13 protein-coding genes are annotated in these 15,852 nt (G+C 62.6%); 8 read left to right on the top strand and 5 right to left on the bottom strand.

What is annotated here, in order from left to right; genetic code table 11:
- Positions 1–165: 165 nt before the first annotated feature.
- A complete protein-coding gene (locus tag BBX50_RS19105) occupies positions 166–1,380 on the bottom strand; it encodes a ubiquinone biosynthesis hydroxylase (RefSeq protein ID WP_065776905.1) in 1,215 nt (404 codons plus the stop codon).
- Between the two features lie 84 nt (positions 1,381–1,464).
- On the opposite strand from BBX50_RS19105, the gene tesB reads away from it, so the two are divergent.
- The 7 genes from tesB (at position 1,465) to BBX50_RS19070 (ending at position 11,553) form a co-directional block, all read left to right on the top strand.
- Complete coding sequence (gene tesB / locus BBX50_RS19100; RefSeq protein ID WP_065776904.1) at positions 1,465–2,349, top strand: acyl-CoA thioesterase II; 885 nt, start codon at positions 1,465–1,467, stop codon at positions 2,347–2,349.
- A 234-nt stretch (positions 2,350–2,583) separates the two neighbouring features.
- Positions 2,584–2,922, top strand: a complete 339-nt coding sequence (locus tag BBX50_RS19095) for a P-II family nitrogen regulator (RefSeq protein WP_034802765.1) — start codon at positions 2,584–2,586, stop codon at positions 2,920–2,922.
- A 27-nt stretch (positions 2,923–2,949) separates the two neighbouring features.
- Positions 2,950–4,374, top strand: coding sequence for an ammonium transporter (locus tag BBX50_RS19090; RefSeq protein ID WP_065776903.1), 1,425 nt, complete (start codon positions 2,950–2,952; stop codon positions 4,372–4,374).
- Between the two features lie 242 nt (positions 4,375–4,616).
- Entirely contained in the window at positions 4,617–7,286 is a 2,670-nt protein-coding gene (locus BBX50_RS19085; RefSeq protein WP_065776902.1) for a DNA translocase FtsK, read from the top strand.
- A 190-nt stretch (positions 7,287–7,476) separates the two neighbouring features.
- Positions 7,477–8,139, top strand: coding sequence for an outer membrane lipoprotein carrier protein LolA (locus BBX50_RS19080; RefSeq protein WP_083213537.1), 663 nt, complete (start codon positions 7,477–7,479; stop codon positions 8,137–8,139).
- Between the two features lie 194 nt (positions 8,140–8,333).
- The gene (locus BBX50_RS19075; RefSeq protein WP_065776900.1) at positions 8,334–9,140 is read left to right on the top strand and encodes an exodeoxyribonuclease III; all 807 of its coding nucleotides are present in this window, start codon (positions 8,334–8,336) and stop codon (positions 9,138–9,140) included.
- A 235-nt stretch (positions 9,141–9,375) separates the two neighbouring features.
- Positions 9,376–11,553, top strand: coding sequence for a TonB-dependent siderophore receptor (locus BBX50_RS19070; RefSeq protein ID WP_065776899.1), 2,178 nt, complete (start codon positions 9,376–9,378; stop codon positions 11,551–11,553).
- 15 nt (positions 11,554–11,568) lie between these two features.
- Here the strand turns inward: BBX50_RS19070 and BBX50_RS19065 are convergent, their stop codons facing one another.
- Positions 11,569–12,024: a cyclic nucleotide-binding domain-containing protein gene (locus BBX50_RS19065; RefSeq protein WP_065776898.1), complete on the bottom strand. Its 456-nt coding sequence runs from the start codon at positions 12,022–12,024 to the stop codon at positions 11,569–11,571.
- Positions 12,025–12,203: 179 nt separating this feature from the next.
- Entirely contained in the window at positions 12,204–12,887 is a 684-nt protein-coding gene (locus BBX50_RS19060) for a response regulator transcription factor (RefSeq protein ID WP_065776897.1), read from the bottom strand.
- A gap of 143 nt (positions 12,888–13,030) precedes the next feature.
- Between BBX50_RS19060 and BBX50_RS19055 the strand changes: the two genes are divergently transcribed.
- Positions 13,031–13,579, top strand: coding sequence for a L,D-transpeptidase family protein (locus BBX50_RS19055; RefSeq protein WP_065776911.1), 549 nt, complete (start codon positions 13,031–13,033; stop codon positions 13,577–13,579).
- Between the two features lie 18 nt (positions 13,580–13,597).
- Here BBX50_RS19055 and BBX50_RS19050 read toward each other — a convergent pair whose 3' ends face one another.
- Both BBX50_RS19050 and leuC read right to left on the bottom strand, forming a co-directional pair.
- The gene (locus tag BBX50_RS19050) at positions 13,598–14,134 is read right to left on the bottom strand and encodes a histidine phosphatase family protein (RefSeq protein WP_065776896.1); all 537 of its coding nucleotides are present in this window, start codon (positions 14,132–14,134) and stop codon (positions 13,598–13,600) included.
- Positions 14,135–14,294: 160 nt separating this feature from the next.
- Entirely contained in the window at positions 14,295–15,704 is a 1,410-nt protein-coding gene (gene leuC / locus BBX50_RS19045) for a 3-isopropylmalate dehydratase large subunit (protein ID WP_065776895.1), read from the bottom strand.
- Between the last annotated feature and the right edge of the window lie 148 nt (positions 15,705–15,852).

Here is a 15,852-nt window from a genome sequence, read left to right as displayed (position 1 = left end):
CACTGAGCGTCGCTCAGTTCATACCGCCTAACCGCCACCATCGACCTCCGTGCCTAACACGGTATCTTATGAATCAGCGATTAAGCGATTTGGGAATCCTGAATGTCGATTGGTCCTAGTCCTCGGGTTAAACCCGAGGAGAGGGGCACCCCGTTGATCATTGCCTCAGATCGGCTGCCCCGAAAGCAGTCGCGGATCCGTCTCACCGGCAATACCGGCGGCCTGGCGGATGAAGAAGTTCTTCAGCGACGGCAGGCGATCGACCAAACCGAGGCCGAAGTCGCGCGCGATCCTGACCGGGGTGATGTCGTTGGAAAACAAACGGTTGAGCACATCCGTCGTCACCCCCATGCGGAAGGTGTCGAAGCGCCGCCAGCTCTGGTAGCGCTCAAGCACCGCGAGCGAGCCGATATCGAGCCCGAGCCGGTCGGCCTCGACGATGGTTTCGGCCAGCGCCGCCACATCCTTGAAGCCGAGATTGAGCCCCTGCCCCGAAATCGGGTGGATGCCATGGGCGGCATCGCCGGCAAGCGCGAAGCGCGGCTTGACGAAATCGCGGGCGAGCGTCAGGCCGAGCGGGAAGGCCCGCCGTCCGCCGACCACTTTGAGATGACCGAGCTTGTGGCCGAAGCGGCGCTCCAGCTCTTCCTCGAACAGGAAATCATCACCCTTGACCAGCCGTTCGGCGTCCTCGGTGCGCTCGGTCCAGACCAGCGACGAACGGTTGTTCTTGAGCGGCAGGGTCGCAAATGGACCGGCCGGCAGAAAATGCTCCTCCGCCGTGCCTTCGTGCGGCCGCTCGTGTTCGACCGTTGTCACGATACCGGACTGGCCGTAGTCGAACTCGACGGTCTTGATGCCCGCCGTATCACGCAGCTTCGAACGCACCCCGTCGCAGGCGACGAGCAGCCGCGTTTCCAGTTGTTCGCCGCCGGCAAGCGTCACGGCGACCGCATGGTCGCCGCTCTTGAAGGTTTCGACCATGGTCGATTGGCGTGTGACGACGCCGAGTTCGTCGCACGCTCCGCGCAACGCGCCGACCATCGCCGTGTTCGGCACCATGTGTGCAAAGGGCCGGTCCTCGCCGCCGTCGCCGTCGAAAGTCAGGAACACAGGGCGCACGGGGTCGGCCGCCTTCGAATCGGTGATCACCATGCGGCGGATCGGTTCGGCCTCCGGCGCGATCTGATCCCAGACGCCGAGCACATCGAGCATGCGCTCGGCGGCAGAGGCAACAGCCGAGGCGCGTTCGTCCTTTTTCCACGCGCCTTCCGGCGCCCCGTCGATCACCATCACATCAAGATGCGGCGCCGCCTTCTTCAGCGACACCGCGAGCGAAAGGCCGACATAGCCGCCACCGGCAATCAAGACATCGAGCATCGGCTTTCTCCGTCGCACTTGAGCATCGTTTTATGTCTATATAGATCAATGCCATCGACGTTCCTACCATCGGAGACTGCCGAAATGTCGCGCCCCACCGAGACCGCTACGCCCATGGATGCGCTGCTCGCCATTCTCGACCTCGAAAAGCTGGAGGAAAACCTGTTCCGGGGCTTGAGCCCGCAGGTCGGCTGGCAGCGGGTGTTCGGCGGCCAGGTGATCGGCCAGGCGCTGGTCGCCGCCCAGCGCACCGTCGACGAGGGTCGCTTCGTCCATTCGCTGCACGCCTATTTCATGCGGCCGGGCGATCCGTCTGTGCCGATTATCTATGAGGTCGACCGCATCCGGGACGGTTCGAGCTTCGCCACAAGGCGGGTCGTCGCCATCCAGCACGGCAAGGCGATCTTCTCGATGTCCGCCTCGTTCCAATACGACGAGGACGGATTTGACCACCAGATCGAGATGCCCAAGCTCGCCATGCCGGAAACGCTGCCGGGCGAGCAGGAGCTGAAAGAGAAATTCCTCGTCCATGCGCCCGAAGCGATCCGCCGCTACTGGGAAAGGCCGCGGCCGATCGAAATCCGTCCCGCCTCGCTCCAGCACTACTTTACCCGCAACGACGGCAAGCCGATCCAGGACGTCTGGGTCAAGGCGGTCGGCACGGTTCCGGACGAACGCCATATCCAGGCAGCCATCCTCGCCTATCTCTCTGACATGACCCTGCTCGACACCTCGCTCTATGCGCACGGCACCTCCGTCTTTGATCGAAACCTGCAGGTGGCGAGCCTCGATCACGCCATGTGGTTCCATCGCCCGTGCAAGATGGACGACTGGCTGCTCTATACCCAGGACAGTCCCAGTGCACATGGTGCCCGCGGGATGACCAGAGGCAGCCTTTTTACGCGTTCCGGTGTGCTGATCGCCTCTGTCGCCCAGGAAGGGCTGATCCGGAAAAAGGCAACTGAATAGAAAACAGGCAGTTTTTTCAATCTGCCTGTTTTTTAATCTTCTAAATTGACGATTTTTTGACGCGCCGCAGCATTCCCGCTGCGGCGTTCGTTTTTCCTGTTGTTTTTCATAGACTTAGATCAGGCGTTTGAATCTGGCACGCCCCTTGAATGTCATTGCTCGGTTGCACGGCGCCCGGGCGCTCCGCAGCAAGGAGAGATGGCCTCCGCCGGAGGCGAACAAGGATGAAACCAGATGAAAATTGTGATGGCCATTATCAAGCCGTTCAAGCTCGATGAGGTTCGCGAAGCCCTCACTGCTGTCGGCATCCAGGGCCTGACCGTGACCGAAGTCAAAGGCTACGGCCGCCAGAAGGGACATACCGAAATCTACCGGGGCACCGAATATGCCGTGAGCTTCCTGCCGAAACTGAAGGTCGAGATCGCGGTTCCCTCGGAGCTCGTCGACAAGGCCGTGGAAGCGATCGCTGCGGCCGCCAAGACCGGCCAGATCGGCGACGGCAAGATCTTCGTCTACGCCATTGACCATGCGGTGCGCATCCGCACCGGCGAAACCGATTCAGAAGCGTTGTAAATCACGCCGTTCAGGGAGCACTACTCGATGTCATCAACGAAACTTTCCACCTCTCTTGGACGCCTGGGCGCACTGACCGCCGCCCTGCTGGCGCCGGCAGTGGCCTTTGCGCAGGAAGCGGCTCCGGCCGCAGCCGAAGCCGCGGCGGCCGTGCCGGTTCCGGACAAGGGCGATACCACCTGGATGCTCTTGTCCACCATCCTCGTGCTCCTCATGACCGTCCCCGGTCTCGCCCTCTTCTATGGCGGCCTGGTGCGCGCGAAGAACATGCTGTCCGTGCTGATGCAGGTTCTGATGATCACCGCGATCGTCATGATCATCTGGGTCACCTACGGCTACTCGCTCGCCTTCACGGACGGCGGTTCGCTCAACCTGTTCGTCGGCGGCTTTTCGAAGATGTTCCTTGCCGGCGTCGACACGACGACGCTTGCTGAAAGCTTCTCCAAGGGCGTGTTCATCCCGGAATACGTCTTCGTCGTGTTCCAGATGACCTTCGCCTGCATCACGCCGGCGCTGATCGTCGGGGCTTTCGCCGAGCGGATCCGCTTTTCGGCCGTCGTCCTGTTCGTCATTCTCTGGGTCACGTTCGTCTACTTCCCGATCGCCCACATGGTGTGGTTCTGGGGCGGCCCGAGCGCCTACACGGCCCCGACCGGCCTGATCTTCTCCTTCGGCGCGATCGACTTTGCCGGCGGCACCGTCGTCCACATCAATGCCGGTATTGCTGGCCTCGTCGGCGCCATCCTGCTCGGCAAGCGCACGGGCTATAAGAAGGAAATCATGGCGCCGCACTCGATGACGCTCACCATGGTCGGCGCCTCGCTGCTTTGGGTCGGCTGGTTCGGCTTTAACGCTGGCTCCAACCTCGAGGCCAACGCCTACGCCGGTCTCGCGATGATCAACACCTTCCTCGCAACCGCCGCCGCCATCATCTCCTGGGCAGTCGTCGAAACGCTTGTCCGCGGCAAGGCCTCGATGCTTGGCGCTGCGTCCGGCGCCGTTGCCGGCCTCGTTGCCGTCACGCCGGCGGCCGGTTTTGCCGGGCCGATGGGGGCGATCGTGCTCGGCTTCATCGTTTCTCCCGTCTGCTACTTCTTCGTCGACGTGGTGAAGAACAAGTTCAACTACGACGACAGCCTTGATGTCTTCGGCGTTCACGGCGTCGGCGGCATCCTCGGCGCCATCGCCACCGGCATCCTCGTCAACCCGGCACTGGGCGGCGCCGGCATCGTCGACTACTCCACGGCCGACTTCGCAGCCGGTTATGCCGGCACGGCAACCCAGGTGCTGGCACAGCTCAAGGGCGTCCTCGTCACCGTCGTCTGGTCCGGTATCGGTTCGTTCATCATCTTCAAGATCGTGGACTCGATCGTCGGCCTGCGCGTCTCCGTCGAGGCCGAGCGCGAAGGCCTCGACCTGTCGTCCCACGGCGAAGCCGCCTATCACAACTAAGCCAATCGTGGCGCCACAGATGGCGCCACCCACAGTCCCGTCGCGATCCGCCCATGCGGATCGCCTTTGGCCCGGATCGAAAGCTCCGGGCCTTTTTCCCTTCCGGCAGCCCTTTTCCCATGCCTGACCACCGCTATTTTAGCGGCGCCTACGCATGGTTAATGTCGCATTAACCGTACTCCGCTTAGGTTGATTCCATGGCGCGCAATGTGCCCTAGAGATCGAGACGGGCAGCAGGCAACATGAGCAGAAGCAATCCGGCAACGCTTGACAGCCGTTCCAACCGGTTCGTGCTAACCACTTTCGTTTGGCGACAGATCGCGTCGCTGGCGGGCTTTGCGCTGTTTGGCGCATTGGCGCTGGCGATCGCAGCGCTATCGACCTGGAACGTTTCCGATCCAAGCTTCTCCTACGCCACCTCGGAAGCGCCGACCAACGTGCTCGGCTACACCGGCGCTGCCTTCGCCGACATCTTCATGCAGTTCTTCGGCCTTGCCAGCGTCGTCGCATTGTTGCCGGCCGTTGCCTGGGCACTGGTGTTGATCGGCGGCAAGCGCTTCGACAAGATCTTCAAGCGCCTCTCCTTCTGGTTCATCGGTTCCGTGCTGGCCGGCGCGGCGCTCAGCTGCGTCCCCGCTCCGATCACCTGGCCGCTGCCCAATGGTCTCGGCGGTGTCTTCGGCGACATGATCCTTCGCTTCCCCGCGCTTTTCACCGGCGCCTTCCCGACGGGCACGTTCGCCACGGTGCTTGCCTGCATCTTCGCCGCACCGGCCGCCTGGTGCCTCGTCTACAGCGCCGGGCTGATCGGCGTCAGCGACGAAGAGGAGGATGAGGAGATTGCCGAACCGATCCCAAGCAAGGCACGCACCGTGCGCGACGAGCTGGACGAGGACGACAGCGAGGGTCCCTTCACCCTGCTGATGGGCTCGTTCGCCCATATGCGCTACACGATGCACGCGCGGGTTCGCCGCATTTTCGGCATGAGCGGCACTCGCAGTTCCGCCAAGCGCCACTACGACGAGCCCTATGATTTCAACAATGACGAGTTCGGCACGCTGAACGAGCCTGTGCGTCCGAAGCCGATGGCCGCCGGCGACCGCATCGAACCGTCGCTCGATCGGTCCGAGCGCCGTGTCGTCACGCCGCCACCGATCATGGCCGACGACGAGGACGATGACCTGCCCTTCGACATCGACGAGCGTCGCCCCGCCGGCATCTTGCCCGACGACGAGGACGACGATCCGGCATCCGACTGGGCTCCGCGGGCAGCGCCGCCGAAGCAGGGTCTGCCGAAATCGGGTTCGCGCGTGGCAACGCCGGCTCCCCGCCCGAAAGCCGGCCAACGGATCGAGCGCGAAGCGCAGCGCTCCTTCGTGGAGGACGATGGCGACTTCACGCTGCCGCCGATGCACTTCCTCGCCGAACCGAAGAATGTCAGTCGTGATGCCTCGCTCTCGCCCGATGCGCTGGAGCAGAACGCCCGCATGCTCGAGGGCGTCCTCGAAGATTTCGGCGTCAAGGGCGAAATCATTCATGTGCGCCCTGGCCCGGTCGTGACCCTCTACGAACTGGAGCCGGCGCCCGGCATCAAGTCGTCGCGCGTCATCGGCCTTGCCGACGATATCGCCCGCTCGATGAGCGCGATCGCCGCGCGCGTCGCGGTCGTTCCCGGCCGCAACGCCATCGGCATCGAGTTGCCGAACCAGCGGCGCGAGACCGTCTATCTTCGCGAGCTCATCGGCTCGCGTGACTTCGAGACCTCCAAGGCCCGCCTCGCCATGGCACTCGGCAAGACGATCGGTGGCGAGCCGGTGGTCGCCGATCTCGCCAAGATGCCGCATCTGCTCGTTGCCGGTACCACCGGCTCGGGTAAATCGGTCGCGATCAACACCATGATCCTGTCGCTGCTCTATCGCCTGCGCCCGGATCAGTGCCGCCTGATCATGATCGACCCGAAGATGCTCGAACTCTCCGTCTATGACGGCATTCCCCATCTGCTTTCGCCCGTCGTCACCGATCCGAAGAAGGCGGTGGTCGCGCTGAAGTGGACCGTGCGCGAGATGGAAGAGCGCTACAAGAAGATGTCGAAGATCGGCGTGCGCAACATCGACGGCTTCAACAGCCGCGTCGAGCAAGCACTCGCCAAGGGCGAATCGATCACCCGCACGGTGCAGACCGGCTTCGACCGCCAGACCGGCGAAGCGATGTATGAGACGGAAGAATTCGATCTCACGCCACTGCCCTATATCGTCGTCATCATCGACGAAATGGCCGACCTGATGATGGTCGCCGGCAAGGATATCGAAGGTGCCGTCCAGCGCCTGGCGCAGATGGCGCGTGCCGCCGGCATCCACGTCATCATGGCGACGCAGCGCCCGTCGGTCGACGTCATCACCGGCACGATCAAGGCCAACTTCCCAACCCGCATCTCCTTCCAGGTCACCTCGAAGATCGACAGCCGCACCATCCTTGGCGAACAGGGTGCCGAACAGCTGCTCGGCATGGGCGACATGCTCTACATGGCCGGCGGCGGTCGCATCCAGCGCGTCCACGGTCCCTTCGTCTCCGACACCGAAGTCGAGGAAGTCGTCGCCTATCTGAAGACGCAAGGGGTGCCGCAATATCTCGATGCCATCACCGAGGACGACGACGAGGACAATGAGGGCGGCGGTCCGGCCGGCACCTCCAACCTCGCCGATTCGGAAGATCCTTACGACCAGGCGGTCGCGATCGTTCTGCGCGACGGCAAGGCCTCCACCTCCTATGTACAACGTCGTCTCGGGATCGGTTACAATCGTGCCGCATCGCTGATCGAGCGCATGGAGCAGGAAGGGATCATCGGCCCGGCAAACCACGCCGGCAAGCGCGAGATCCTGGTTCCGACCGAAGCGGAAATCACCGGTCGGTAAAGGCGCTTTCGAAAAACTCCGGTGCCGATTCGCATCGGGAAATCAGTGACAAGAACATACGGCCGGACGCACCGGACGGCGGGAAAAACCGGTAACGGTCATGTGAGAGCGGGAAGCGAGAACCGCGAATAGGGCGCCTTGAAGGCGCCGCACTTGCGCTCCAGATGATCCGTAAATGAAGGAGACTGAGATGAAAGAGACCAGGACCAGCGAGCGCAACCATCCGGTGATTTCGCGCCGCGTCTTCGTGTGCGGGCTTGCGGCACTCGCCGGCATCGGCGGCACCGGTCTCGACCTTACCCAGGCCTTCGCACAGGCACCGAGCGCTGCCCAGAAGATCGCCGATCACTTCTCCTCGGTGAAGACCATGTCCGGCGAATTCGTTCAGTTCGGCCCACGCGGCGAACAGACCGGCGGCAAGTTCTATATCCGCCGTCCCGGCCGCATCCGCTTCAACTATGAGGCCCCATCACCGATGCGCGTGATTGCCGACGGCAAGTCGGTGGTCATCGGCAACATGAAGCTCAAGACCTGGGACATCTATCCGCTGTCGAAGACGCCGCTCAATCTCTTGCTCAGCGAGAAGATCGACCTCACCGGCAAGATGGTACGCGGCGTCAAGGAAGAGTCCGACCTCATCACCATCGTGCTTGGCGACCGCTCGATCTTCGGCGATTCGACCATCACCATGATGTTCGACCCGAAGACCTATGACCTGCGCCAGTGGACGATCACCGACGCGCAGAAGAAGGACACCTCGGTCATGATCTTCAATGTTCAGACCGGCATGGCGCTGGACGACAAGGTCTTCCAGATCCCCTATGACGAAGTCCGCAACAAGAAGGGCGGCTGAGCGATTTCAAGCGCTATAGCGACTTTTGCGCGTCTATAAGACGCGCGGCGTTTTAGTGTGGCCTTTTCATGCATTCCCTTTCCTGCATTCCTTGTCCCGAAGCGCCGGACCTGCTTAAAGCTCGGATCAGACATCCATCTCAAGCCGGCTTTCCCTTCGCGAACGTCCGGCCCTAGCCGATCAGGGAATGACGCATGGCCCTTTCCGTCGCCACATGGAACATCAATTCCGTTCGCCTGCGCATGCCGCTCGTCGAGCATCTCCTGAAGACCTGGCAGCCCGATATCCTCTGCCTGCAGGAAACCAAGTGCCCGAACGACCAGTTTCCGTCGAAGCCGCTGAAGGCGCTCGGTTACAACCATATCGAGATGCACGGCCAGAAGGGCTACCATGGCGTCGCGACGATCTCCCGCCTGCCGCTGCATGAGCTCAGCGACCGCCGCGACTACTGCGGCGTCGGCGATGCCCGCCACCTCTCGGTCGTCTTTAACGCCGGCGGCAAGAAGATCCGGCTGCACAATTTCTACGTTCCGGCCGGGGGCGACGAGCCGGACCGCAGCATCAATCCGAAATTCGGCCACAAGCTCGATTTCGTCGAAGAAATGAAACTGCTGCACGCCGAAGCGGAAGCCGGCATTTCCTCGATCCTTGTCGGTGATCTCAACATCGCGCCGCTGGAAGACGATGTCTGGTCACACAAGCAGCTCCTGAAGATCGTCAGCCATACGCCGATCGAGACCGAAGGGCTGACAACGGTCATGAACGGCGGCGGCTGGGTCGATCTGATGCGCCAGCATACGCCGGTGCCAACCAAGCTCTACACCTGGTGGAGCTACAGGGCCAAGGACTGGGAGGCGGCCGACCGCGGCCGCCGGCTCGACCATATCTGGTCGTCCGCAGACCTGGCGCCGGCGCTCAAGCACGTCGACATCCTGCGCGAGGCCCGCGGCTGGGAACGCCCCTCCGACCACGTGCCGGTCATTGCGCATTTCGATATCTGACGCTCCTTACTCTCAGCCGCGACCGGCGCTCTCGAGCGTTTGATGCCCGCATCAAGAAAACATGACTAAAAGAATCATATTTTTCTTGATGCTTGAATCCAAACAGACTATCCCTCTTGGCAGGCGGCGGGGACACCGCCGCCGACGGCCGATTGACCGTCGTTTTCATTGATTTTCGGGTGCTTTGCTCCGGCTTTCGCCGGAGGGCTTTCGTGCGCCCGTCAGAGGGCCAGATATGCCAAAGACCTTGCCAGCCTCAATGCGCGCGCGGCTGAGTGCGCTTTCCGCAACCACGATCCTGGTCGCGAGCACCACCGCCCTGATTCTGCCGAAAGCCGTTGATGCGCAATCAATCGAAAGCCAAAAGACCACCCGGCTGGAGAAGATCGAGGTGACGGGCGGCAAGGCCGCCGTCACGATCGCCGAGGATAACGACACGATCGTGCCGACGCGCAACGTCTCGGCGCTGAAGACCGACACGCCGCTGATCGAAACGCCACGCTCCGTCTCGGTTGTCACGCGCAAGGAGCTCGAGGAACGCGGCGTGCAGGACATGATCCAGGCAACGCGCTATGCCGCCGGCGTGACGACCGGGGCGTTTGGCTTCGATCCGCGCTTCGACCAGATCTACATCCGCGGCTTCGAGACGACGACCACGGGCGACTTTCGCGATGGGCTGCGCCAGCCCTACATGAACTATGGCACCTTCCCGACGGAGATCTATGGCCTCGACCGGATCGAGATCCTCAAGGGTCCCGTTTCGGTGATGTATGGCGCGGCCGGCGTCGGCGGCATCGTCAACCGCATCTCAAAGATGCCCGAGGAGGAGACTCACCGCGAGATCGAGCTGCAATATGGCACGATCGGCCGTACCCAGGCCGCCTTCGACTTTGGTGGTCCGGCAACCGCCGACGGCGATTTCCTCTACCGCATCGTCGGGCTCCTCAGGAACGGCGAAACCAATTACGACGTCGCCGACGACCGTTACCTGCTGCAGCCGTCCTTTACCTGGAAACCGGACGAGGCAACGTCGCTGACCGTCTATGGCCTTGGCCAGAAGGGCGAGAGCGACGCCAGCCCGCGCGTGCTCGAACACAACGGCCGGCTGCTGCGCTACAGCGACCCGGACTACGACAACCAGAAAGTCACGCAGTATCAGGCCGGCTACAGGTTCGAGCACGAATTTGACAATGGCCTGACCTTCCGCCAGCACAGCCGCGTCAGTGACCTCGATCTGAAGGCTCGCTATCTGCAATTCGGCACCGAGGTCGCGCCCGATGTCTTCGATCGCTCTCCCGTTGCCATCAGCGACGACCAGCGGGCGTACCAGATCGACAATCAGGTCGAGGCGGCCTTCGACACCGGCGCGGTCTCGCATACGCTCCTGACCGGCCTCGACTACACTTGGATCACCTCCGACTTCGGCCTTGGCTTCGGCGCAGTCGATCCGGCCTATCGTTTCGATCTCAACAACCCCAGCTTCGGCGTCAGCGGGCCGACACCAGCCCTTACCAGCTTCAGCGGGCGGGATCTTCGGCAGACCGGCATCTATGTGCAGGACCAGGCGGAGTTCGGTAACTGGCGTGCCGTCGGCGGCCTTCGTTACGACTGGGTCGATCAGACCAGCACCAACAAGAACACCGGTGCGGTCGACCGCAAGGACGACGGCGAGCTGACCGGACAGGCGGGCCTGCTCTATCTTTTCGACAGCGGCATAGCGCCCTATGCGAGCTACAGCACCTCCTTCGTGCCGCGCATAGAGCTGTCGGCCGACGGCAAGGTGCTTGATCCGACGACCGGCGAGCAGATCGAGCTTGGCGTGAAGTACCAGCCGGAAGGCGAAGCCTATTCGCTGAGTGCCGCCTACTACCGGATCGTCGAGACCGGGGCACCGCAATATGTGCCGGACGCGTCTTTGCCTGCCGGCTACTATTACAAATCGGCGGGCGAGGTCACGACCAACGGCTTTGAAATCGAAGGCCGCCGGGAGTTCGACAACGGCCTCAGCGTCATCGCCGCCTACAACTACAACGACGCCGAGATTACCGGAAACGTCGATCCGTCGCTGATCGGCAACGTACCATCGACAAAACCGCGCCACGTCGCGTCGCTCTGGGTCAATTATCTTCTGCCGGATAACACCCAGCTTGCAGGCCTCAGCCTCGGCGGTGGCGCGCGCCTTACCTCAAGCTCCTACACATCCGACGCCAACACGGCGAAAAACAGTGGCGCCGTCTATTTCGACGCCTCGATCGCCTACGACTTTGGGGAGAAGAACCCTGAACTCGACGGGCTGTCGCTCGCCGTCAGCGCCACCAATCTCGGTAATCGCCGCGAAGAGGTCTGCACCGACGGCTATTGCTACTTCGGCCAAGGCCGCACGGTGCTTGGTTCGCTGAAATACCGGTGGTAACGGACGGTGGCCCGTTCAGGCGAAGCGGCCGGCGAGCGCGCCGGCCCGACGGATCATTGCCTGCAGGTTTTCGCGGATGCGCGCTTCGACGAGCTCGGCCACTTCCGGGTACTCTTCCAGCATGCGGCGGAACAGCGGCCGGTTGATGCGGATGACCTCGCTGTCCTCTTCGGCGGTTGCCGTGAACTTGCGCTCGACCATCGAGATCAGCGCCAACTCCGACAGCAATGCGCCACGACCAACCGTCGAAACAGTCGCGACGGAACCATCGGTGCCGACCTTGGTCAGAGACAGACTGCCGCTCGCGATCGCGTAGGCACAATCGGCCGGCGCGCCTTCGCGAAACAGCTCCTGCCCCCTGAAGATACGGCGTCGTTCGGCGCCGAACGCGATCAGCCGCAGCTTGTCCTCGCTGATATCGGCAAACAGCGGCACATTGGACAGAAGCACGATGTCGTCATTGAGCGCCAAGCGGCTAACCTCCCGCGGTCACGCCGCTGCCGGCCCGAACGGACCGGGCCGCGCACCCGACCCATCTAAGGCAATTCCAGCAAAAGCGCGGAGCGGTTTTGCGTCCGGAACTGCGTGAACAAACAACAACAAGGAACGGAGCACAGGCACAGAACGGATTTGCACCTTGCACACCCCGGCTACGGAACGATCTTGTAGCCGCCGTTCTCTGTCACCAAAATCTCGGCATTGGAAGGGTCCCGCTCGATTTTCTGGCGCAGCCGGTAGACATGGGTTTCCAGCGTGTGGGTCGTGACGCCGGAATTGTAGCCCCAGACCTCTTCGAGCAGCACATCGCGCGTCACCACCTTCTGGTCGGCGCGATAGAGATAGCGGATGATCGCCGCTTCCTTTTCGGTCAGGCGGATCTTCTGGCCGTTTTCGAGCGTCAGCAGCTTCTGGCTGGGCTTGAAGGTGTAGGGACCGACGCTGAAGGTCGCATCCTCGCTCTGCTCATGCTGGCGCAATTGCGCGCGGATACGGGCGAGCAACACGGCGAAGCGGAACGGCTTGGTCACATAGTCGTTGGCGCCTGCCTCGAGACCAAGGATCGTGTCCGAATCGGTATCGTGACCGGTCAGCATGATGATCGGTGCCTTGAAGCCGCCTTTGCGCAGAAGCTTGACCGCCTCGCGTCCATCCATGTCAGGCAAGCCGACATCCATGATCAACAGGTCCACCTGCTGGCCACGCGCCGTCTGGATGCCCTTGCCGGCGGTCGCTTCCTGGATGAGATCGAACTCCTCGTAGAGCGAAAGCTGCTCGACCAACGTTTCGCGCAGGTCATTGTCGTCGTCGACAAGAAGAATGGTACGGGTCGCCATGGGACAATTCCTGTTTGCTTCCGTTTTCAAACTAGCTCAAATGCCCGTGTTGGCAAGCGAACCAGCATTGGTAACTCGTTATAGCTTCAACCGTGCTTATGGTGCCCGCCAAATCACGGGCAAAGCAAAAATCCGTGAGAATGATGCGCAAGAAAACGTCGGGAACAAGACCAGCCAAGGCGATCCTAACCGTCAGAGCTGCGCCGCGCGACGGAAAGCGGGCGCTCGTCTGCTTCGACGGCCGCGTTGAACAGGCGGCCATCGGGCGGAGCGGCATCACCACCTTGAAGCGTGAGGGCGACGGCGCTACGCCGCGCGCTTCGATGAAGCTGATCGGCGGCTATGTCAGGCGCGACCGTCTGCTTTTGCCGCCAACGCCGTTGCCGACGCGGACGACACGCAAGGGCATGCTCTGGTGCGACGCGCCAGGTCATGCCCTGTACAACCGACCTGTCGCGGCACCCTTTGCGCCGAGCCACGAGGAGATGATGCGCGCGGATGGGCTCTACGACATCTGCCTCGTTATGGACTGGAATCTCATCGCCCGACGCCGCAACGCCGGCTCGGCGATTTTCTTCCACCTGATCCGTCCGGGCTATGAGCCGACTCAAGGGTGCGTTGCCGTCAGCCTGCCCGCCATGCGCCGGCTGATCCCGCATATGCGCCGCGGCACCGTCGTGCGGGTGCTTTGATCCAGACCTGCAAACAGTTCAGTCGAGCGAGCGCGGGCTCACAAAACGCGCGAGTCTGGCGCTGCCGGGCATAAGCTCACGCCAACCCGCAGCTTCGAATTTGAGAACCGCAAGGGCGGCCGTCGGAAACTTGTCCGCCATGCGCATGCGCAGATCCGCGTCGCCGGAACCGACGAGTTCGTGCGCCAGATCTTCCATGCCAGGATTATGGCCGACGACAAGCAACGTCCTGACAGCCGGATCCGTCGCGCGCAGAACGCTCAGGATCTGCGGGGCGCCCACCTCGTAGATCGCACGGGTAGTCTCGACTGCGACCTCGGACGACAGGGCGGACGCCACCAATTGCCAGGTCTCTTGCGCGCGCTTGGCGGTCGAGACGAGCGCGAGATCCGGCACGAGCTTTTGCCGGGCCATGTACTTTCCCATCAGCGGTGCCGCCTTGCGACCACGCTCGCCGAGCGGACGATTGATGTCGGCGACGCCGTCGGGCCAGGCGGATTTGGCATGGCGCAACAGCATCAGGCAGTAGCTTTGTACAGGCAGATCGTCGCTCATCCGTCGTCCTCCCAAACGCCCTTCGGCCAACACGTTCCTCGTCGTGTGAGCAGGCAGCTTAGCGCAATTCGCCGACCCGCGCGGGGGCTCTGACATGCGGACAAACAAAAAAGGCCGCCCCGAAGGGCGGCCATTTGCGCCGGAAAAGCTCAAATCCGGCTTATTTCCATTCGCGGATGTCGACGAAATGACCCTCGATCGCGGCAGCTGCCGCCATGGCCGGCGAGACCAGGTGCGTGCGGCCCTTGAAGCCCTGACGCCCTTCGAAGTTGCGGTTCGACGTGGACGCGCAACGCTCGCCGGGCTTCAGCCGATCGTCGTTCATCGCCAGGCACATGGAGCAGCCGGGCTCGCGCCAGTCGAAACCGGCTTCCTTGAAGATCTTGTCGAGGCCCTCGGCTTCGGCCTGTTCCTTAACGAGGCCGGAACCCGGAACGATCATTGCCGAGACGGTGGAGGCAACCGTGCGGCCCTCGACCACCTGGGCCACGGCCCGAAGATCCTCGATGCGGCCGTTGGTGCAGGAACCGATGAAGACGCGGTCGACGGCGATGTCGGTGATCTTGGTGCCCGGCTTCAGGCCCATATAGTCGAGCGCGCGCCACTTGGAGGCCCGCTTGGTCTCTTCCTGGATGTCGTCCGGGTTCGGCACGATGCCCTGAACCGAGATCACGTCTTCCGGAGACGAGCCCCAGGAAACGATCGGCGGCAGGTTGGCGGCATCAAGCACGACGACGCGATCGTAATGCGCGCCTTCGTCCGTGTGCAGCGTCTTCCAGTAGTCGAGCGCCATGTCGAAGGCCTTGCCCTTCGGAGCCCGCGGCTTGTCCTTGATATAGGCAAAGGTCGTCTCGTCGGGCGCGATCAGGCCGGCGCGGGCGCCGCCCTCGATCGTCATGTTGCAGATGGTCATGCGGCCTTCCATCGACAGCGAGCGGATCGCTTCGCCGGCAAATTCGATGACGTGGCCGGTGCCGCCGGCCGTGCCGATCTCACCGATGATGGCAAGGATGATATCCTTGGCGGTGACGCCGGGCGGAAGCTGGTTGTCGACGCGCACCAGCATGTTCTTCGCCTTCTTCTGGATCAGCGTCTGGGTGGCGAGCACGTGCTCGACCTCCGACGTGCCGATGCCGTGCGCCAGCGAGCCGAAGGCGCCGTGCGTCGAGGTATGGCTGTCACCGCAAACGATGGTCATGCCCGGCAGCGTGAAGCCCTGCTCCGGGCCGACGATGTGCACGATGCCCTGGCGCTTGTCGTTTTCGGAGTAATACTCGACGCCGAAGTCGGCGGCGTTCTTGGCGAGCGCCTCCACCTGGATGCGGCTTTCCTCGTTCTTGATGCCGAGGTGGCGATCTGCCGAAGTCGGAACGTTGTGGTCGACGACGGCAAGCGTCTTTTCCGGCGCGCGGACCTTGCGGCCGGCCATGCGCAGGCCTTCGAAGGCCTGCGGGCTCGTCACTTCGTGAACGAGGTGACGATCGATGTAGAGAAGACAGGTGCCGTCTTCCTGTTGGTTGACCAGGTGATCGTCCCAGATCTTGTCATAGAGGGTACGCGGTGCGCTCATGGCTATGTATCCATCGAGTTTTCAATAGGTAAGGGAAAGCCGGCGGCGAGGCGGCCGGAAGCACTGATCAAGCGATCAGGATAGGCGGCTCGTGAGCGCCCCGTGGACGCGCGCAAAAAACCGTGCCGGCAGGCGCTTGTGGTCCTGC

Source organism: Ensifer sp. LC11 (assembly GCF_001695835.1).
Taxonomy (GTDB): Bacteria; Pseudomonadota; Alphaproteobacteria; order Rhizobiales; family Rhizobiaceae; genus Ensifer.
Note: the sequence above shows the minus strand (reverse complement) of the source record. Positions and strands in the feature narration are given on the sequence as shown.

Coding starts and splice junctions, on each gene's coding strand:
- BBX50_RS19095 (WP_034802765.1), top strand. CDS start 2,584: ATGAAAATTGTGATGGCCATTATCAAGCCGTTCAAGCTCGATGAGGTT.
- leuC (WP_065776895.1), bottom strand. CDS start 15,704: ATGAGCGCACCGCGTACCCTCTATGACAAGATCTGGGACGATCACCTG.
- tesB (WP_065776904.1), top strand. CDS start 1,465: ATGTCGCGCCCCACCGAGACCGCTACGCCCATGGATGCGCTGCTCGCC.
- BBX50_RS19055 (WP_065776911.1), top strand. CDS start 13,031: ATGCGCAAGAAAACGTCGGGAACAAGACCAGCCAAGGCGATCCTAACC.
- BBX50_RS19050 (WP_065776896.1), bottom strand. CDS start 14,134: ATGAGCGACGATCTGCCTGTACAAAGCTACTGCCTGATGCTGTTGCGC.
- BBX50_RS19105 (WP_065776905.1), bottom strand. CDS start 1,380: ATGCTCGATGTCTTGATTGCCGGTGGCGGCTATGTCGGCCTTTCGCTC.
- BBX50_RS19090 (WP_065776903.1), top strand. CDS start 2,950: ATGTCATCAACGAAACTTTCCACCTCTCTTGGACGCCTGGGCGCACTG.
- BBX50_RS19070 (WP_065776899.1), top strand. CDS start 9,376: ATGCCAAAGACCTTGCCAGCCTCAATGCGCGCGCGGCTGAGTGCGCTT.
- BBX50_RS19085 (WP_065776902.1), top strand. CDS start 4,617: ATGAGCAGAAGCAATCCGGCAACGCTTGACAGCCGTTCCAACCGGTTC.
- BBX50_RS19075 (WP_065776900.1), top strand. CDS start 8,334: ATGGCCCTTTCCGTCGCCACATGGAACATCAATTCCGTTCGCCTGCGC.
- BBX50_RS19060 (WP_065776897.1), bottom strand. CDS start 12,887: ATGGCGACCCGTACCATTCTTCTTGTCGACGACGACAATGACCTGCGC.
- BBX50_RS19080 (WP_083213537.1), top strand. CDS start 7,477: ATGAAAGAGACCAGGACCAGCGAGCGCAACCATCCGGTGATTTCGCGC.